Source organism: Vibrio cionasavignyae, from assembly GCF_050337155.1.
Classification (GTDB): domain Bacteria; phylum Pseudomonadota; class Gammaproteobacteria; order Enterobacterales; family Vibrionaceae; genus Vibrio; species Vibrio nomapromontoriensis.
In genome coordinates this window covers 1-20,102 of record NZ_JAKJSR010000016.1, presented here as the reverse complement: position 1 = coordinate 20,102, position 20,102 = coordinate 1, and the positions used below count along the sequence as shown (strand labels likewise).

General features: G+C 42.8%; 17 protein-coding genes. 2 read left to right on the top strand and 15 right to left on the bottom strand.

All coding sequences use genetic code 11. The features are described from left to right. Positions 1 to 25: 25 nt before the first annotated feature. The 10 genes from uspE to ccoN form a co-directional block, all read right to left on the bottom strand. Positions 26 to 970: a universal stress protein UspE gene (gene uspE / locus L4D74_RS12635; protein WP_428752435.1), complete on the bottom strand. Its 945-nt coding sequence runs from the start codon at positions 968 to 970 to the stop codon at positions 26 to 28. Between the two features lie 146 nt (positions 971 to 1,116). After that, positions 1,117 to 1,863 (bottom strand): fumarate/nitrate reduction transcriptional regulator Fnr, encoded by a 747-nt coding sequence (gene fnr / locus L4D74_RS12630; RefSeq protein ID WP_102470720.1) that lies wholly within the window; start codon positions 1,861 to 1,863, stop codon positions 1,117 to 1,119. Between the two features lie 91 nt (positions 1,864 to 1,954). Continuing rightward, positions 1,955 to 2,629 (bottom strand): sulfite exporter TauE/SafE family protein, encoded by a 675-nt coding sequence (locus L4D74_RS12625; protein WP_428752434.1) that lies wholly within the window; start codon positions 2,627 to 2,629, stop codon positions 1,955 to 1,957. Continuing rightward, positions 2,619 to 2,810 (bottom strand): cbb3-type cytochrome oxidase assembly protein CcoS, encoded by a 192-nt coding sequence (ccoS, locus tag L4D74_RS12620; RefSeq protein WP_428752433.1) that lies wholly within the window; start codon positions 2,808 to 2,810, stop codon positions 2,619 to 2,621. The genes L4D74_RS12625 and ccoS overlap by 11 nt, the downstream gene beginning before the upstream one ends. Before the next feature lies 1 nt (position 2,811). Beyond that, entirely contained in the window at positions 2,812 to 5,196 is a 2,385-nt protein-coding gene (locus L4D74_RS12615; protein WP_428752432.1) for a heavy metal translocating P-type ATPase, read from the bottom strand. A 2-nt stretch (positions 5,197 to 5,198) separates the two neighbouring features. Next, positions 5,199 to 5,675, bottom strand: a complete 477-nt coding sequence (locus L4D74_RS12610; RefSeq protein WP_428752431.1) for a FixH family protein — start codon at positions 5,673 to 5,675, stop codon at positions 5,199 to 5,201. Between the two features lie 89 nt (positions 5,676 to 5,764). After that, a complete protein-coding gene (ccoP, locus tag L4D74_RS12605) occupies positions 5,765 to 6,739 on the bottom strand; it encodes a cytochrome-c oxidase, cbb3-type subunit III (protein WP_428752430.1) in 975 nt (324 codons plus the stop codon). Next, a complete protein-coding gene (locus tag L4D74_RS12600; RefSeq protein WP_428752429.1) occupies positions 6,739 to 6,912 on the bottom strand; it encodes a cbb3-type cytochrome oxidase subunit 3 in 174 nt (57 codons plus the stop codon). The genes ccoP and L4D74_RS12600 overlap by 1 nt, the downstream gene beginning before the upstream one ends. A gap of 10 nt (positions 6,913 to 6,922) precedes the next feature. After that, positions 6,923 to 7,543 (bottom strand): cytochrome-c oxidase, cbb3-type subunit II, encoded by a 621-nt coding sequence (gene ccoO, locus L4D74_RS12595; RefSeq protein ID WP_250619106.1) that lies wholly within the window; start codon positions 7,541 to 7,543, stop codon positions 6,923 to 6,925. A 12-nt stretch (positions 7,544 to 7,555) separates the two neighbouring features. Further along, entirely contained in the window at positions 7,556 to 8,983 is a 1,428-nt protein-coding gene (gene ccoN / locus L4D74_RS12590; protein ID WP_250619107.1) for a cytochrome-c oxidase, cbb3-type subunit I, read from the bottom strand. 257 nt (positions 8,984 to 9,240) lie between these two features. Between ccoN and L4D74_RS12585 the strand changes: the two genes are divergently transcribed. Then, a complete protein-coding gene (locus L4D74_RS12585; protein ID WP_428752428.1) occupies positions 9,241 to 9,597 on the top strand; it encodes a hypothetical protein in 357 nt (118 codons plus the stop codon). 121 nt (positions 9,598 to 9,718) lie between these two features. Here L4D74_RS12585 and L4D74_RS12580 read toward each other — a convergent pair whose 3' ends face one another. The 5 genes from L4D74_RS12580 to L4D74_RS12560 all read right to left on the bottom strand — a co-directional run bounded on the left by L4D74_RS12580 (position 9,719) and on the right by L4D74_RS12560 (position 18,667). After that, positions 9,719 to 11,869 (bottom strand): ATP-binding cassette domain-containing protein, encoded by a 2,151-nt coding sequence (locus L4D74_RS12580; protein WP_428752427.1) that lies wholly within the window; start codon positions 11,867 to 11,869, stop codon positions 9,719 to 9,721. After that, positions 11,869 to 13,581: an ATP-binding cassette domain-containing protein gene (locus tag L4D74_RS12575; protein WP_428752426.1), complete on the bottom strand. Its 1,713-nt coding sequence runs from the start codon at positions 13,579 to 13,581 to the stop codon at positions 11,869 to 11,871. Before L4D74_RS12575 ends, L4D74_RS12580 begins: the two co-directional genes overlap by 1 nt. Positions 13,582 to 13,709: 128 nt before the next feature. Continuing rightward, a complete protein-coding gene (locus L4D74_RS12570; protein WP_428752425.1) occupies positions 13,710 to 15,092 on the bottom strand; it encodes a TolC family protein in 1,383 nt (460 codons plus the stop codon). Further along, positions 15,067 to 17,301 carry a response regulator gene (locus L4D74_RS12565; protein WP_428752424.1) on the bottom strand — a complete coding sequence of 745 codons (2,235 nt, stop codon included), beginning with the start codon at positions 17,299 to 17,301 and terminating at the stop codon, positions 15,067 to 15,069. Before L4D74_RS12565 ends, L4D74_RS12570 begins: the two co-directional genes overlap by 26 nt. 19 nt (positions 17,302 to 17,320) lie before the next feature. Next, on the bottom strand, positions 17,321 to 18,667 hold the full coding sequence (locus tag L4D74_RS12560) for an HlyD family type I secretion periplasmic adaptor subunit (RefSeq protein ID WP_428752423.1): 1,347 nt from the start codon (positions 18,665 to 18,667) through the stop codon (positions 17,321 to 17,323). Between the two features lie 323 nt (positions 18,668 to 18,990). Between L4D74_RS12560 and L4D74_RS12555 the strand changes: the two genes are divergently transcribed. After that, a partial coding sequence (locus tag L4D74_RS12555) for a cadherin-like domain-containing protein (protein WP_428752422.1) occupies positions 18,991 to 20,102 on the top strand: 1,112 nt, incomplete at its 3' end.

Genomic DNA, 20,102 nt, shown 5'->3' with positions numbered 1-20,102 from the left:
TGTACTGGTATATCAACGTGTACTGTTATTCTGGATTCGGTGCCAGTGGGCTAATATAACCGTCAGGTTTTAGTGCTAAAACATCACTGTTGATTTTGTCAATTACGTGCTCAGCAGTATTGCCAATGAAAACGGCAGACAGTCCCGTTCGGCCTGTTGTTCCTAAGATAACCATTGCAGCATCTAATTTCTTCGCTACTTCAGGGATAATATCTTCCGGTAGCCCTTGCTCTACAATCGTCTGCTCTTCTGCATAACCGTGTTTCTGGCGTAACGCTTTCATTGCTGTGAGGTGGTGACCTCTTACCGCATCGGTATAAGTTGCAGGATCAAATTCCGGTAACTCTATTGTGATGTTAGCGGGTGTCACAGGGTAGGAGTTAACAAGATAACCCGTTGCCCCTAAACGCTCGGTCAGACTATCAAGTTGTTGGATCATGCTATCGTTGAGATCAATGTGCGTTGGATTTTCGGAACCGACATGAACGGAGGCAACAATATTCGCGTTGGCTGGCCAATCTGAGTTTTTCACTAATAACACCGGAGCAGGACATTTTCTGATTAGGTGCCAATCTGTTGGAGTGAAAATAACAGATTCTAAGATGTCATGTTTACGCGTCGCTTTGATAACGATGTCGTGACTATCTTCAAATACTTTTTCGATGATAGCGACGTAAGGGCGATTGTGCCAAACGACTTTAATTTCCAAATCAAAGCTATCGTCAATAAATGGTTCCGCAAGTGTTTTCATCCACTCTTCACGTTGCTGAATGACTCCGCGACGCATGGCGTCTCTTTCATCGTGAGATAACATGGATGTCATGTCGTAAGAGAAATCATAGATGGAGAGAAAAAACGATATCCGACTTCTTGAGCGGCTTTTCTTTGCAAGCTGTACAGCACGAACAAGAGCTGGCTGCTCTTCACTATTTAAATTAGCAACGACGAGAATGTTATTATATATGCTCATAGAGTCTCCTTACCAAAATGGTAACTTCGTTCACTTAACTTTAGCGCACTTAGAAGAATCTTTTTAGAGAAAGTAAGGGGTTAGAGGAAGAAATTTGAAGTGGCTCATTAAAGAGCCACTATATAAGCAAGAAAGTAAGCGAAAGGCTACTCTTTAGATACGCCGGCCATTTCCATTAAGGCATCATGGTCAATAATGGTGATGTATTTACCTTTCACACTCAGCACTTCTGACTTCTGAAAGCGACCGAGTAGGCGACTGATCGTTTCTACCGTTAGCCCTAGGTAATTACCAATATCGCCACGAGTCATGGTTAGGCGAAACTCTCTTGGGCTAAACCCACGTTGAGAGAAGCGAGTTGATAGGTTATAAAGAAAAGCCGCGAGACGTTCTTCCGCGTTCTTTTTCGACAACAAGAGAATCATCTCTTGGTCACCTTTAATCTCATTCGACATCAAACGCATGATTTGCTGACGTAACTTTGGCATTTTGCCTGAAAGGTCATCTAAAATTTCATACGGTATTTCACATACCATTGATGTTTCTAGTGCTTGAGCAAAACTTGGGTGTTCATCGTCGGTGATAGCATCAAATCCGACGAGGTCGCCTGCTAAATGAAAAGCAGTGATCTGTTCATCACCTTGTTCTGTAATGGTGTAACTTTTAATGGTTCCAGAGCGAATTGCATAAAGAGACTTTAGTTCATCGCCAGCTTTAAACAGCTCTTGACCCTTTTGAATGGGTTTTTTACGCTCAATAATTTGGTCAAGTTGATCCAGCTCTGCTTCATTCAAAGTGAATGGAATGCACAGTTGACTAATACTACAATCTTGACAATGGATCGCACAGCCACCTGACTGAATTCGTTTTGCTGCAGGTTTTTCAGAAATCATAACAACCTATCACTATTTGATGTACATCAATATTTTATCATTCCTTACCTCTAAAGGGTAGCTAAAAAATCAATGACAAAACAATCATCTATTAGTTTGCGTTAAAAATAGTCACCGCATCATAACCTGTATATAGGCCATATATCAGTATAGAAAGTGCGGCTATATTGCGAAATTTAACTGAATTTTGCAGGGATTGTAGTTTTGCTGCGCTGCTACCGACTAACAGCATAGCGGGTAGGGTACCCAAACCAAATGCAAGCATTGTCATAGCACCACCGAATGCACTCCCAGAGACCGCAGCCCAGGTAAGTGTTGAATAAACCAGTCCACAAGGAAGCCATCCCCAAAGAAAACCAAATGGGATTGCATAACTTGAATGTTTAAGAGGAAGGAGCTTGTTCGCAAGAGGTGAAATGCTCTTCCATAATATTTGCCCCAACTTTTCCACTTTCAGCAAACCATTCCACCAACGGCCCACATAGAGCGCAAGTAAGATCATGAACAATGCTGCTAAAATTCGTAAAAACGAAAGCGCGTGGTTAAATTGAGATAACGTTGCAATCCCTGCAATCATTCCACCTACCACACTACCTATCATTACATAGCTAATCAATCGACCTAGATTGTAGTTTATGATGAGTAAGGTAGGGGTTTTATGCGGTTGCCCGATAGATAACAATGACGCTATACCACCGCACATTCCCATACAGTGCCCCGCCCCTAATAGACCAATGGTAAAGGCCCCTAAAAGATCAAGTGTCACGGTGGTTTTCTTCTTTTTTGTTCGATTCGTGATCTGTAGTGACGTCTTCGTCAAACAGAATGTTATGCCCTTGACGCTCTAGATCTTCGAACTGTTCACTTTTGACAGCCCAGAGAAAAATACCAACCGCTACGCAGACAAGTACGATAGCGATAGGGATTAATATATACAGACTTTCCATGCTATTGGTCTTCTTTTAGTAAGCGTAAAGAGTTAGAAACTACGATAATTGAGCTAGCTGACATACCGACAACAGCAATATATGGCGCGACTAACCCAGCTACGGCAAGAGGAAGGATCAAGAGATTATATCCCAAAGACCACGCCAAGTTCTCTCTAATAATCTTTCTCGTCTGAATAGCGAGCTTACGCGCTGCCAATAAGCGGTCTAAACGATCGCTTAGTAGCACTAAATCAGCGGATGCTTTAGCCACATCGGTACCACCACCCATAGCGACAGAGAGATGAGCGCCTGCAAGAGTAGGGGCATCGTTAATGCCATCACCAATCATTAAGGTAACATCATTAGCATCCACCGAATTTAAGAACGCTAATTTGTCACTCGGGGACGCACTCGCCACAATGGAAGTAATACCAATCTCTTGTGCAACGGGTTCTGCATTGGTCAATGTATCACCAGTAAGAAGGGTGGTTTTAATACCTGCTAAATGCATTTTCTCGATGAAATCTTTGGCTTCTTTTCGGATCGGATCCCGGTAATTAAAGCTTGCAATATGTTGACCATCTAGCGACAAGTAAACGGTATTTTTGGCATCATCTGCTCGACCTAATACAAACTGAGCATTACCAATTTTCACTTGACTGTTATTCCATTGCCCTATGAGCCCTGACCCAATGACATTTTCGACCTGCGTTACTTCAGTATTGGTTCCACACGCTAGCGATTGTGTATGGTAAATTTTAAAGGCGCGTGCAATAGGGTGGTTAGCATGACTCTCTAATGATGCGGCTAATGAAAGGACAATTGCTTCGGAGTAGTCAGCAAATAGTGTGGTCTTCGAGATCTCAATGTCGCCATGTGTAAGCGTCCCTGTTTTATCAACAATCAGGTGATTAACTTTACACAAGGTTTCAAAGACATGCCCACGACGAGACAGAATACCCAGCGATCCCATCCGAGAGCTAGAGCATGTAATTGCCGTCGGTGTCGCGAGAGATAATGCACAAGGGCATGTTGCAACTAGAACGGATAACATTATCCAGAATGCATCATCTGGTTTACTTTGATGCCAGTAAAACCAAGTGAGGGCAGCAATAATAAGAATAATCGCCACAAAGTATCGAGCGACGATATCGGCTATCTCGGCAATTTTAGGTTTGCTCAACTGCGCTTCATCTTGTAATCGCACAATACTCGAAATCATTGAGTCAGCTTTGCTACAGCGTACTTCAAGATCAAACGCTTCGTCACCGTTTAACGTACCTGCATACACCGTATCGTGCTGATGTTTGACTACAGGCAAAGACTCACCCGTAAGCATCGATTCATCAACGTGAATTCGCCCTTTCAAAACAATACCATCTGCTGGAATATGCTCTCCTGGCAAAACACGGACTTGGTCGCCTACTTGCAATGATTTAACAGGGATCTGTTCTCCATCGAGCTTTACAGCAATAGCTGGAATGAGTTTTAGAAGGTTGCCGCTCGCGGCGGCGGCTTTACGTCGTGCTCGCATCTCGAGGTAACGACCAACCAATAAAAAGAAGGTAAACATTGAAATAGATTCAAAGAATACTTCTCCTTGTTCGGTTACCGTTGCCACTAAGCTTGCGACATAAGCAAAGATTAGCGCGATAGAGACGGGAACATCCATTCCCAGCGTTCTTCCTTTTAAGCTTCGCCAAGCATTCAAATAAAAAGGTAGTGCTGAATACAGTAAAACAGGTGTAGCAAATATTAAGCTTACCCACCGGAAATAACTTTTGAACTCTGGCTCTAAACTACCGAATACTTCTAAATACAGTGCCACTGCCAACATCATGACTTGCATGGTCGCTAATCCAGCGATGCCAAGTCGATAGAGGTACTGCTTCATTGTGTGGTGATAGGCGGCTTCTTGCTTATCCGCCTCGAATGGCGCGGCTTTGTAGCCCAACTCATGGATCGCAGATAAAAGCGTGCTGAGTTTGGATTGAGTACTATCCCATTTCAAAATCGCACGATTGGTGGTGGTGTTGACACGAATGGAAATCATACCAGGTTCAGTCGCCATTCGTTTTTCTATAAGCCACGCGCACGCAGCGCATGAAACACCTTCGATAGAGAGGGTCACTTCTTTTTCATTTTCTTGGCTACGAACAAACTCACCCTGTATGTCTTCATTGTCGTAATGAATGAGCGCTTTTAATTGTTCAGGTACCAAATCGGCTTTTTCCGCTGGTGCGGTACGGTATTGGTAATACGACACCAAGCCACTATCAACGATGGTTTGCGCCACACTCTCACAGCCGGGGCAGCACATGTCCCGATCTTCGTCGAGAATGTGTACGCAAAAATTCGTGTTGACTGGTACTTCTTCACCGCAGTGATAACACGATTTACACATAGTTAGTCTATTAATACTGGATCAGAGGAAGGGAAGGTAACACGGCCTTGAATCATCCACGCTTTATTATGTGGTTGTAGTTCAACAAACCAAGGACCCTGCATGTCGTGATCAAGTGTTAGTCGGTAGGTGCCTTTAGCATCTGCCGTCAACAGTTTTTCAAAATCTTGGTCTGGTAAAGTACGATGTGTAAACGTGGTGGTTAACGCGGGAAAATGGTCCAATTCCCCCTTTTCGAAAGCAATAATAACGACGTTTTTATCAGAAGAGATAGAAGCGTTAAGTTTGAGATCACGGGCGACATTTACTTTAGTGATGTCGACGTTAATCCCTTTGCCTTTTTTATAGTAATCCTCAGCGACCAGATCGACAGAGTTTTGGGAAAAAATCAGTACCACATATAGCGTACCAACAACAACAGAGAGTGGCAGCGCGATTAGAAACCACGGCCAGAATTGTTTATACCAAGGCTTTACCATAAAAAAGTTCTCAACAGCTGACTAAGAAAGAGGTTATAAATTATCTAGAAAAGACAGCCCCTTACAAGGGGCTGTTATTGAAATGTTACTTATTTTTCAGAATTGCTTAGGCTCCAGACATAGGCAGAAACAAGTTGAACTTTTTCTTCACCTAAAATGTCTTTCCAAGCTGGCATTACGCCCGAACGACCGTTCATTACAGTTTCAGTCACGTCCGCACGAGAGTCGCCAAATAACCAATCTTGATCGGTTAAGTCTGGTGCTCCGACGGCTGGGTTACCCTTACCATCAGTACCGTGACAAGCGGCGCAAACGACGAAGCGTGATTTACCCGCTTCTGCTTCACGAGCGTTAACTTTACGCCCAGATAAGCTGAGAGTATAGCTAACCACTTCGCGAACACCATCTTCGCCTAATGCGTCCTTCCAGCCCGGCATCTGACCAATACGACCATGCATAATAGTGGTCACGATAGCCTGAGGCTCTCCGCCATACAACCACGCGTTGTCGGTTAGGTTAGGGAAACCTTTCTGACCACGAGCCGACGAACCATGACACTGAGAACAGTTTTGCAAGAACAAACGTTGGCCAACCTTGATCGCTTCGCTGTCTGCCGCAATTTCAGGAATAGGGCGTAGACCGCCATCAGATGTTTTTGCTAAACGGTTAAATGCTTCACCGAAGTAGGTTTCTGCATCGCCAAGCTCTTTAGCGTACTGATCCAACTGCTTATTTGCTGTTGATGCCGCGACCGATGATCTTGACTCTTCAATTGACTGCACCGTTTGGTCTGAACTTGTCCAGCCTAAAAGGCCTTTGAAGTTACCGAGACCTGGGTATAGTGCCAAGTAAATTGCAGAAAAAACAAATGTACCGATGAACAAGTATGTCCACCATTTCGGTAGTGGGTTGTTAAGCTCGCGAATACCATCGTATTCGTGGCCCATGTCTGCACCTTCTTCCACGCCCATTTTGTCACGTAGACACCAAACAAGCAGGGCTGCACAACCAAGCAACGTACCGATAGTGATGACAATAATGAATAGACTCCAAAATGTAGTCATTATTTACTCACTCCTTCTTTTTCGGAGGTAGTTGGTTGTTCATCAGCAAATACTAGGTTTGCTGCTTCATCAAACCGGCTTTTACGGTTTTTACCGTAAGCCCACCAAACAATACCAATAAAACAACCAAACAAAACTACGGTCCAAATACTGTGAATAGTACCGATATCCATAATTTCCTCCTTATTTCATTGCGTGGCCAAGAGACTGAAGATAAGCAATGATGGCATCCATCTCTGTCTTACCTTTAACATCACTCTCAGCACTCGCAATTTGCTCGTCCGTGTACGGAACACCAAATTGATTACGGAAGATTTCCAGTTTCTTCTGTGTCAATTTGCCATCCAACTCGTTTTCCGCCAACCAAGGGAAGCCTGGCATATTGGATTCTGGTACCAGTTCACGTGGATCGATCAAGTGAACACGATGCCATTCATCAGAATAACGATCGCCAACACGGGCAAGATCAGGTCCAGTACGTTTTGAACCCCAAAGGAAAGGGTGCTCCCAAACGCTTTCACCAGCAACAGAGTAGTGACCGTAGCGCTCTGTTTCTGAACGGAACGGGCGAATCATTTGGCTGTGACATACATTACAACCTTCACGGATGTAAATATCGCGACCTTCCATCTCTAATGCGCTGTAAACACGTAAGTTCTTCACAGGTTCTGTTGTTTGCTTTTGGAACATTAGCGGAACAATCTCTACGAGAGCCCCTAAACTAATAGCGAAAACAATCAAAATAGCCAGTAAGCCTACGTTGCGTTCAACGATTTCATGGCGATTTTTCGAATTTGAGCTCATTCTCTAATCTCCTTATGCCGATTGAGGGATAGCTTTAAGGCTACCTTTCTCTGCCGTAATCGTTTTGTATGCGTTGTAAGCCAACAGGAACATACCCGAAAGGAAAATCAAACCACCAATGAAACGAACTGTATAGAACGGGTAAGAGGCTTGAACAGATTCCACAAAGCTGTACGTTAGCGTGCCGTCTGAGTTAACTGCACGCCACATTAGACCTTGCATCACACCTGAAATCCACATCGCAACGATGTAAAGTACAGTACCGATTGTTGCCAACCAGAAGTGAGTGTTAATAAGACCTACAGAGTACATACGCTCTTGACCAAATAGTTTTGGAATCAAGTGATATACGGCACCAATAGAGACCATTGCTACCCAACCTAATGCGCCCGAGTGTACGTGACCAATGGTCCAGTCGGTATAATGCGATAGGGCGTTAACCGTTTTGATTGCCATCATCGGGCCTTCGAATGTCGACATACCATAGAAAGATAGCGAGACAACCAAGAAGCGTAGAATCGGGTCATAACGAAGTTTATGCCAAGCACCAGATAGCGTCATAATACCGTTGATCATGCCACCCCAAGATGGAGCGAATAGAACCAATGACATCACCATACCAAGTGATTGTGTCCAGTCTGGAAGCGCTGTGTAATGTAGGTGGTGAGGACCAGCCCAGATATACAACGAAACCAATGCCCAAAAGTGAACAATAGATAGACGGTAAGAGTAAACCGGACGTTCTGCTTGCTTAGGTACGAAGTAGTACATCATTCCCAAGAAACCAGCAGTAAGAAGGAAACCTACTGCATTGTGTCCATACCACCATTGCACCATGGCATCGACGGCTCCGGAATAAGCGGAATAAGACTTACCTAATGAGACAGGTACAGCCAAACTATTCACTATGTGCAGGACGGCAACGGTGATAATAAATGCACCGAAGAACCAGTTAGCGACATAGATATGTGAAGTTTTACGCTTTATAAGTGTTCCAAAGAAGACGATCGCGTAAGACACCCACACAATAGCGATGGCGATATCGATAGGCCACTCTAACTCTGCGTATTCTTTACCTGAGGTATAACCCAAAGGTAGAGTAATAGCAGCAGCTAAAATGATTGCTTGCCATCCCCAAAAAGTGAATGGGACAAGAGGTCCTCCAAATAATCTAGTTTGACAGGTACGCTGTACAACGTAATAAGACGTTGCAAACAGAGCACTGGTACCAAATGCAAAAATTACCGCATTAGTATGTAACGGACGTAAACGGCTATACGTCAACCACGGCGTATCAAAGTTGAGCTGTGGCCAAACTAATTGAGCGGCAATTAAAACGCCTACCGCCATACCAACAATACCCCAGAGAATGGTCACTAAAGTGAACTGGCGTACTACGGTATAGTTGTAAACTTGTTCAAGCTGCTTTTCCTGGCTCATTAACATGCTTCCAATTTATAATTAACTATACTTTACTTCCAACACGACTCATGTCGTAATGCTACCCAAACGCGCAATAGAACTAACGCTTTTTCAAAACGTTACTTCCCTTGTAGGTTTTAACAAAAAGTAGCATTTTCAAGCGACAATAATACTGCAATTAACAATTTAAGAACAGGGTAGTAACCTTACTCTTGGTCTGGTTTATGTCCATTTATTTCAAAACTTTGAAGTTTGTTACACGGAGTACGCCCATAATGGCAGCTGAAAAATTAACAAAAGGTAGGCTTGGTCAAATTATCATCATGATGATGGTGTTAATTGCCGCATTTACGTACAGAACGGTAACGCACGAAGCGTCGAATACGCAGAGCTGCGAGTTTTCAGCCGGATGTGAGGTGAAAATACAAGAGAAATTAGTGGTTTTTATGTATCAAGATTCAACAAATACGCTAACGCTCACAAAACCAGAAGAATTAACAGTTAAAGCCTCAGTTGTGGATGGGAGTGATGTATTACTAACCAACAATAGTGAAATAACCGAAACGCAAATTCCAATGGATATTATTATCACTAACCAAGAGAACGATACCGTTAAAATAACGCTGAAATAGTGAGCAGCATCAACCTGTAATACAAGGCACGCATAAAAGCTCAAATGACGAGTCGTCATTTGCTGGCTCTTCCTTTAGTCGCCCTTTGTTAAGATGATTCGCTGCAGTAATATGTTTCTCCTCAATTTTGCCCCATCGCATTCATCACTTTATCAGGTGCACCGAAATACTTTTGTGCACCGTCTTTTTCCAGCAACAAGCAGTGCGTCGAGCTAGAAATAAGTGCGGGATCGACCGTGGTGAAAATGACAGTTTTATGACGAAGTATTCCCGCAAAAAGCTGCTTAATGTACGTAACATGTTCACTTTCCACCCCCACTAGAGGTTCATCAATTACGATAACATTTTGGCTTGTGTCAGCGAGCCCAATCGCAAGGCGTAGCCTTTGCATCAAACCAGAGGGAAGGTTTGCTAAAAAGTCAGCGCTAATCATCGTTCCTAAGCCTTCAGGGAAAACCTTATCCAGCCCTAATAGTGCAAAAGACTGAGACATTTGTTCTTTTGAGATTACGCCGTTGTGCAGAATATAGTTCGATTCAATCGACCCTTCATAAAGATGAAGATCAAAAGGTATATAGTTGATCCCTTTACGATAACGAAAGTTGTTAAATTGCTTAATGTTGTGACCATCAAGAAGAATTGCACCTTGATAGCGGGGCTCTAGTCCTGTTAACAACATTAATAATGTCGTTTTTCCACTCCCCGCAGGGCCTGAAATGGCAACCTTATTGCCCGGAGCGATCTTAAAGCTTAGGTTCGTTAACCCAGTAGCGGCACCTTGATAGCGATGTACTAGTCCGTTAACCGATACCTGGCCTTCAAACTGTCGGATCGGGGGGCTTTTTTCGATGGATGACTTATCATCGTCCAACGACATTAGTGCGTTGATTTGGGCAGTAGAAGATTGAATGGTTTTAACTTTAGCTAATGAGTTATAGATCCCCATGATCGGACCCAGAGCTTTCCAAACTAAAATTACCGTCGCTAACATCGCGCCTGCGTTTGTCGTCCCATCCATTACACTGATTACCGCCGTAACAATAGCGGCGGTTCCGATAGCTTGAATCAATCCGCCACCCATCGCTTGTATTTTGCTATTTGTCGTTGAAACAAACGCAGCATCAGAAGAACTTTGTTCATGAGCGGCTTTAAATCGAGACTGAATGATCCTAAGCAAAGGCAAGCCTTGTAGCGTTGTGATGCCCCTTAATAATTCATTCCATTGATAAGACACCATAGCATTGGCTCTAGAGCTTTTTGATGTTGCTTGGGTATAGAGATAACGAGAGTAGAGACAAAATACAATCATTAATAAAATGCCCACTAATACCGTCAGCGCGGCATAACCAGATAAGACAGTGATTGCGACGATAAAAAGTACGATAAACGGAAGATCAAAATAACTCAGTGTGGATTCTGCCGTTACAAGCTTACGAAATTGGTCGATATCTTTAAGTCGAGCCATCTGCGAGGAAACGCCAGCAGATGACGTCATCGAGTAAGGGAGCCAAAGTAGTTTAGCGATAACGTTACGTGATATGTGAACGGCGAGGTCTTGCCCTGACGTGGCGAGCACCTTCATTCTTACTCTTCGGAATATATACTCAGAAAATGCCAAAAAAACAGCAAACGATGTGAGCCAGTACAAGGTGGAGATAGAGCTTGAAGAGAGGGCGAAATTATAGACCCCCATGATGAAGAATGGCTGCAGTGCGCTCAGTATATTAATTACGAGAGACAGGAAGATGAGGCTCTTGAACTCATTGTTGTAACGATAAAAGGCGTATTTAATCCAATTGGATTTATCCTGCGATTCTGGCGGTGGCTCACGGAAAAGTTTGGAGTATTCTGACACCACAGTGAGCGCAAACTCTACGTCAACAAGTGATACCGTTACGGTATTGTTATTACGATAGTCGAACAAGACACCTTCGCCGTTGTCTACCGACATTAATATGGCAGAGAACCTCTCTAGCTCAATAAAGCATGGATAGTGAATATCTTTATCCGCTAAATCTAATGAGCTTACATAATGGGTGGTGCGGCATTGATAACCAAGCCGTGAGAGGGTGAGTTCAAATCCGTTTTGATCCACTTCACCTGGAGTAAATGCGTCTGATAAAATCTCAGGCGTTCCTTCCCACTCCAAAGAGATCAGAGTGTAGGCGAGACCACGTAATAGGGGGGATTCGGCATAGCGATGTTCAAACCCCTCAGATTCAAAGTCTTTGAGTCGTTGCGCGACATTATTAAAATCGATGAGTATCGTCATTAGCTCGCAAACTCCTTCGTTAGCTTAATGGACTTTACGCCAAGGGCTTCATGATTGATTTTGTTACTGATGATAATGAGGAACTGTGATGTCGCTTTAGGCACGAGCATCGACACAACCCGTGTGGCAAATTCTTGGTCATAAACACTATCAATGTCATCTAATACCAACACGTTTTTCTGGCACAACATTGCTCGAATAATAAGTAACGCATATTGCACTTGTCTTGAGAGGGGAATGGTATTGTTTCCTTTTAGCTGGGTATAAAACCCAGACTCCAGTGCGTCAATCTCATTTTTGATAGACAGGCCTTTGCACAGGGTGAAAGCAGCCCCATTTAACACGGGGCGAAAGCACGTTAAGTTATCGATAAGAGAGCCTTCAACGAAGCTACTGTTTTTGTCTATTCTGTGTACGCTATCTCGCCAAGATTGGTAGTGCAACGTGTTGATTTCCGTGTCTCCGAGACGGATGACGGTTCGTTCACATTGAGTATCGCGTGTTAAGCATCGCGTTAAATGGCTTTTACCGGTGCCGGAACGACCCTTCAAAATGATAGGCTGTCCTTTTTGGAAAAGAATTCGCTGGTTACTATCAAGTTGCACTTCAATGTTTTTAGTGTCGGGGAGGGTGGAAGTCTTTAGAAAATGGCTAGTGCTCGTACCTTTAAGCTGTCCCTGTTCATGGCTAAGCTCGCTCGGAGCATCTGTTGTTGGGGTGGCCAGTTTATGTTGAGCGGTATGGCTAGACGCTTCCTGACAGTCAGTATCATGATGTTGAAGCGATAATATCTCTGCCATGTCTGTGATCTGCATTTTATTTGTCTTCCAACGACCTATTGTGCGCATTATTTGCTGATAAGGTCCGAAATATCGGTTAGTTAGCATAATAATAGCCGCCATCACCCCCTGACTTGCTTCTAGCTCAATCACTGAAATTGCAAGCAGCACGACAACAATAGCGATAGACAGCTGCTGAATAAGTGAAAGTGATAAGTTAAATTGGGACTCTAAGTTCTCATAGGTAATATTTTTATTTTCACGGGTCTTTATCATCTCCGTCATTAAACTCTCTAGCCTGTATTCCATCGTACGGCTTTTATTGTCTAACGGACGAGATACTATCTCGATGATTTTGGAGTTCGTTAACCCTTCAATTTCTGACTTTTCTCTAAGGGCGGTGACTTTTCGTGAAGAGATGGACAATGATGCACCCCATAATAGAACGGAGGCTGCGATAAGTGTTAACCCTGCACCCACATTAATTAAGGTAATGATGACAATAGTGATAACACTGACCATCGCATTTATTGATGCTCGAACGACTTCGCCACCAAAGAAGCTTTTTAACTCGGGGATAGTCGCCACACGCTCTAAATACTGCCCTGGTTCTAGTTTGTTAAACTGTGGGATCTGCGCAAGGCAAATGGCTTGAAAGACTTTGTTCGTTAAGCGGCTCTCGAAGTTTTTCATCAAAGATGTCGTAATCACTTCTTCTTGGTTCTTTAATAGGTAATCTAGATAGATAGCGATAAGGATAATCGCAAACAAGACAAATAACGTATCCTTGGCTTGGTTAGGCAAAACTCGGTCAAAAATAATAAGAATAGAAAAAGGAAGAACGAGCGCGAACAAGGTAGACATGATCGTAGAGAAGATCAGATAAAGCTTATCCATCCATGTGATTTTCTGTGAGAAATACTCTGTCTTCATTACGCTTTCCTATTCATTTATACCCTAGAACGAAACAACCTTATTCATGCTTACACCTTTGACTATTCAACCTCTTATCATCAAGGTCTCATCATCAAACGCATGCCTTCTATTGGACACGGTCTCCACTAATTTTTTAGATGCTCAGGGATAATATCCTGATGACGAATCGTCGACTCGTTATCCATCATTAACATGATTTTCTCGACACTGAGTGGTGATAGATTACCGACAAGTCGATCAAGCTTGATGGACTCAATTACATAGTCATACTTAGCGCTTTCATAGTCGCGAATACTGTTAAACAATTTACTCTCAGCTGAAAGCAAGTCGGTGATAGTTCGCGTTCCCAAGCTGTGCGCGCGTTTAATACCTTTGTAAGACGAGTAGTTTGCTTTAATGATGGTCTCGTAGGTAAATACAGATTGAGAAAAATCATTGATGTTAAGAATGGAGGTTTCTACGTCATTCTTAACGGTATTTTGGCTATCGGTTAAAAGTAAATCATTACGTTCGATGGTTTTCTTGTTTTTTTGGTAGGCGTAATAGTCCGAACCACCTGTTGTGATTGGCACGGTAAGTACTAAGCCCAATGAGCGGTCATCACTTATACCTGTAGCATTTGGATTCGCTGAAAGATCAAAATTGTTGGTGTCTTCATGTCGATAACTAGCATTGGCGGATAGGTTCGGAGTAAAGTTTGACCCCGTTTCTTTTAACGTTCTAAAGCTACGTTCCAGTGTTTTCTGCGACAAGATAATGTCGTTGTTGAACTTCATTGCTTGACCAAGCAAATCTGTTTGTTTACCAAATGGTATTTCGGTTAAGAGAACTTGACTCTTTAGGTCTTGAGAGGGAATAAGAGGGTACTGGGTGAGTAAAGACAAGCGGTTCAAAATCACTTCTTTGTCTTTATGTAAGCTTCTTAATCGATTGGCGATGCCTTCTTTTTGTGCAATAACTTCATACAACTCACTTGCTGCAACATTACCGAGTGACACATTTCGATTCATCTGTGTTAATCGGCTCATAGAGGATTCAAGCTCTGCTTTTGTTGCTCTCGTTTTCGCACCATTTTTTAAGTACTCAAAATACTGGGCGGTGATTTGCTCAATTATTTCTTGGGTTTTCGCTTCGTTCTTTACTTCTTCAATCGACAGATCTAATTTGCTTGTACCATAAGCATAGATATCCGAGAGATTGAAAAGGGTTTGGCTCAAAGAAATACCATAGCCATGATCATTATAAGAACTCTCGTCGTCGCTAATGCCGCTAAGGCGAGTGGACGATGAATTCCACGTTGTCTTAACGTCTGCTGATATAGTGGGAAGAAAATTCGAGCGACTCACGTCAATATTGTACGCACTCTCTTCTACACCTTTTCGACTTGCGATCAGTGAGACATTATTGTTCAAACCGACTTGCACCGCTTCTAATACGGTTGAAGACACCGCAGGGAATGAGCATATCAACCCACAAGTCACACTAATTAAGCTTTTGAAATGCCACATACTTCTTAATCACCTTGATAATCTCGTCGCTTTTGTAGGGTTTGCTGATGACGTAGTCCATACCCGCCTCTATACATGCTTTATGCTCTGCCACACTCGTTAACGCAGTTGCGCCAATGATGGTGGAAGGGGTGACTAAATTACTGTCCCTTTCATGCTTACGAATGCGCTTTGTTGCTTCAATACCGCCCATACCAGGCATAATACAGTCCATAAAAATGATGTCTGCTCGTTGGTTTCTTACCCAGTCCACCGCGTCAGAACCATCACCAACCGTATCCGCTTGGTACTCTTGTTTCATTAGTATTCGTTTTAGTAGGAATTGTTGAACCTTATCGTCCTCAACAATTAAGAATGAGCTATTCTCAAGTGTTTCTTCTACAGATTCCGCTTCAAGTGCTTCTGTTAGGTTTGGAATAAACTCATGGGGCAATACAGGGGTAAAGAACACCTTGTCAACGTACTCAAACGCTCCGTGTACGTCTTCGGCATGAGTTGCCAGCAAAAAGAGTTTTGTTTGAGTCGCTTTGAGTCTAGAGCCTAAGGTTTTACTAAAGGATTCGATTTGAATACCTTCTATAAGATCAGAGATGATGATTGCATCGACATTCGATGAATCAGATGTGATACGAAATAGCTCATTAGGGTCGTTGCAAAGTGTCACTTGGGCACCATGGCTTGTTAATTGGGTGCTTAATAGGTCAAGAGCGAGTTTCCCTTGACTACATACGACGATATGTCGCTGTTTAAGTTGCTGAGATTTGGATGTTTGGAAATCTTGAGCCTCGATATCAAGCTCTAACTCGTACCGACGCTGTTGGCCTGATTCATACCAATGGGAATCAAAATAACTAATGTTATTAAGTATCGAGAGCGTCCATTCATCATTTGAAGTGGTGGTTTCATTGCGTTCAGACCAATGTAGAGAATCGATTTTTCTTTGATCGACATTTAGGTGTGTTAAAAAGGTAATGGATAAGGTCACGCGAGTCTTATCGACATTTTCAGCGCTTTTTGACGTAACTCTAAATAAAACGTGCTTGTCATTTTGAATTTGCATTGCGCTAGAGAGCTTTAGAAACAAAATCCAGAACAGACTGGTTTGATGGCCAACGACATGACGTGGGAGGTTAGAGTTAAAATCACATTCGATCAGACGGCTTTCACGGTGGAGTTTGCTTTTAAGATGCACGGTCAATTCAGATAAAATATCGAGAAATGAAAAGCTCGTACTACTTTTATCTCGGCCTTGAGATAGCAATCTATTGTAGTTTTCAGCAAGGTCGGAGAGCGTATCCGCTGCGGAAGTGATGTCTTTGGCTAATACTGCTCGACTGTCTTCGGAGTCTTGAACAAGGTATTGAATGCCGCCTTTTATCGTACTTGTGATGCCACGTATTTCGTAGCCAATTAACCCATAAAGCTGTTGATTTAAATCGGCATCTTGTTGTTGACGGTCGACCTTTTCAAATACAGTCTGTAATTTGGAGTAAATGTTGCGCTCAATCGGGTCAAGCGACACGTTATTTAGAATATTGTCGACTTGATTCGAATCTAATGTATCAAGCCGGTTTGATAGCGATAGAAAACTCTCGTTGATTGAGTGTCGATTCCTTGCCGTTTTCTTCAACCTATACCAACCACCCAATACGACAAAAATGGCTATTACAGCGATAAGAGGAAACAACAGAAACATTTTATCTATGTTTGAGCGAAGTTCGTTGACGACTCGTTGATGCTCGACATAGAACAAGTCATCAAAGCGATTACGAATCTCAACGTAATCTCGACTTAATGCTTCTCGCAGTTGCTGGTAATCGTATTGTGAGCGTTCATTAATTGATAAAAATCTTAACGCCGCTAATTCCAGTTGACTGTATTCAACCGCGCCAACTAAGCTTAGTTGCGACTTATCAAGAGAGGCGAGAGACTTAAATTCAGTGAGCGCGCTCATTAGTCCATTAAGATTACTTTGAGCTTCGTTACAGTTTGCGCCTTGAATACAAATATCGAGTGAAATAACCGTTGCTTCTAACTGCTGTGTGAGCACTTTACTTTGCTGAATAAGCGGTGTTTGAAAATCTTGCTGATCGGGCGCAGAAAGATAGAAGCGAGCACCCAACCAAACACCAATTGTGGTTAGAATTATCAGAGCCAAGATCCCTAGCTTAATGACGGGGAAAGTATATATTTGATATTTCGGCTTCATAGTTTATTTCTCATCCGTATTATCTTTCGTCAAATGCATCGTCAATGGCGGACATAACGGGTTTTGCAGCGTACTCTATGACTCGACGATCACCCGTTTTAATATCTGCTGTGAACTCCATGTATGGGGATAAGCTGTATTTAGTGCCTGATCTTTCAAGGAAATCATCATCAATAATGATTTTGGCAAGATAATACTCCGCATCTTCTTCTTCATAAGAAGAGCGACTGATAGAGGCAATTTTTCCAGAAATGAAGCCATATTTTGAAAAGTTGTAGGTATCAAACTTTAACTTTACTTGCTGACCCACTTCGACAAAGCCCATTTCTTTTCTCGGAATTTTTGCTTCACCGTGTAATTGGTTATCAAGTGGCGCTATATCGGCAATACTCTCACCCGGAGGAACGACCGCAGAACGGAAGTTGAAGTGAATTTTGTCAACGACACCATCAACGGGTGCATAGACAATTAATCGATCCACCTTATCTGAAAGTTGAGGTCTTTGAATCTGTTTAATACTCAGCTCTTTTTCTGCTTGAACAATCTGAGCTTGGTATTCTGAGTTTCGGTTAACGATTAAATCATTAAGTTGTTTGTCTAAACGCGTCAGCTGAAAACTCTCATTCATGATCGATTCATCGAGATTTTCTATCTCCCGGATCATGTTCGACTCTTGCACTTGCATATTTAACACGTCGACATACGAACCCATCTCTTCCTTATATAAGGTTTGTTTAATTGTCAGTTGTTTGCGAATGAGTTTGAGTTGATTTAGCGAACTTTGCTTGCGACGCTTCATTGACTGCACTAAGTTTTGCTTATGCTCAATATCGTGCTTGATCAACGTTTCACTTGAGCGGTTTTTACTGCTTTCTTGTTGCCAAGCTTGTTGATTTAGCGATACTAACTGCGGGAAATCGGTGTAACTAGAAAAATCAGGTTGGGTATTGCTGATTAAACTTTGATAGCGAAGTCGATCCATTTCCAATTGGGTAATTTCAGAATCAGTGGTTGAGAGTAGGGAGTTTCTATCCAACGACTTTAATTTAGCGATAGGCTGCCCTTCGTAGACAACATCGCCAGGCTTAACAAGTAACTCATCAAGTATTCCACCCTCTAAATGTTGAACTCGCTCAATATCTGAATCTAAAAGTAGTTCCCCTCGAGACGACACGACGATATCAATACGCGCCTGAGAGGCGATCAACAGTAATGCGATAGCAATCAAGAAGGTTAATAGCAAAGTCTTATGAACAGAAGTCATCGCACTTTTGATCTTAATTTCATCCACGTAGGCACTGTCAGAGACTGATGCGTTTTGAATCAAGGCACTGCGGATGTGTTTTTCTATGCTATTTTTGCTCACATTATTTACCTTAAAATCATTAATAAACTAAAGGTTAAGTAAATACGTACGTTGACCTGAAGTTTTCGTACCGAAGTAGCGAATAACTTGGCTCGCCTTTGCGCTTATGATCACTATTAACTACTAGCTAAGGATATAACTGGATAATTTTCAAAGATAAATTCGGTAAGTTCCCCACATTTGTCACAAAAAACAAGTTGTTGTTTAAAAAGTTACTTAAACATGGAGTTAATGACGCACAAACTTTTCTACTAATCGTGAATTCATTTACTAATCTTAGTGAAGCAATTGATATGCAATAGATAGATGCTTTGGAGGCTGTGATGGTAGATAACAACGAAAATAATCCACTCAACGATGCAGTAGAACAAGTTGACACTGGCGACGAAAATGTCGGTCAACAGCAAGGGCAACAAAACCAACAAAGTACTATCGCGACCACCATAGCGACCGGAGCCGAATCCGCTGATGCTGCTGATGAAATAAATGAAGCGCTTAACGCCAATCCATCTGCCGCTGGTGGCAATGATCAAGAATCAGAGCAGTCAGCACCGCAAGGTGAAGGAACAGAGAGCGCCGACGCAGAGACGCAGCCGGAATCCTCAAATGTCATTGAAGGCGAGGCAGCGAATGCACAAGGTCAAGGCACAGAAGCGCCAGAGTCAAATCCCGTAGGCGCGGGCGCACAGTCGGTAGGAGGAGATGCACAGCAATCTGGCTCCGCTGGTGGTCAAAGTGCACAAGGTCAAACCGATCCTCTTAGTCAGTCCAATAGCGCAGCGCCATCCGCTTCTACTCAAGCAGAACCAAGTACACAAACTGCTAGTGAACAATTTGAAGTTAATGTCCTCGATCAACAATCTATCGCACAGTCACAGCAAGATGATTCGTTTGACTCAGAAACGACACAAAGCACATTCGAGGTCCAAATTGACAACGTTAATGATGCAGCAGTCGTCAATGGCATGGAATACACCATTTTAGAAGACGGGCTACTAAGTTTTACGGCCGAAGATCTATTAGCGAGCGCTTCAGATATTGATGGTGATTCGCTTTCGATTGCTCATGTTAGCTACGGTGGAACGGACGGAGTCTTAACCAACTTAGGTGGTGGTACCTACACCTTTGCACCGAATGAAAACTTTAACGGCAGCATTCCGTTAAGTTATGGCGTTTCAGATGGAACGGTTGTCACCGATGGTGCGATTGATTTAACCGTAGAATCCGTCAACGATTTGCCTGTATTTGGCTCGGTATCTTATACCGTTGAAGAAGATAACACACTGATATTTAATGAAGACCAACTAATGTCGAATGCCTCTGATATCGAAGGGGATGTTTCATTAGTGGGTGTTAGTTACGACGGGACTGACGGGATCTTCACCATTAATAACGATGGAACATGCAGCTTTGCACCGAATGAAAATTTCAATGG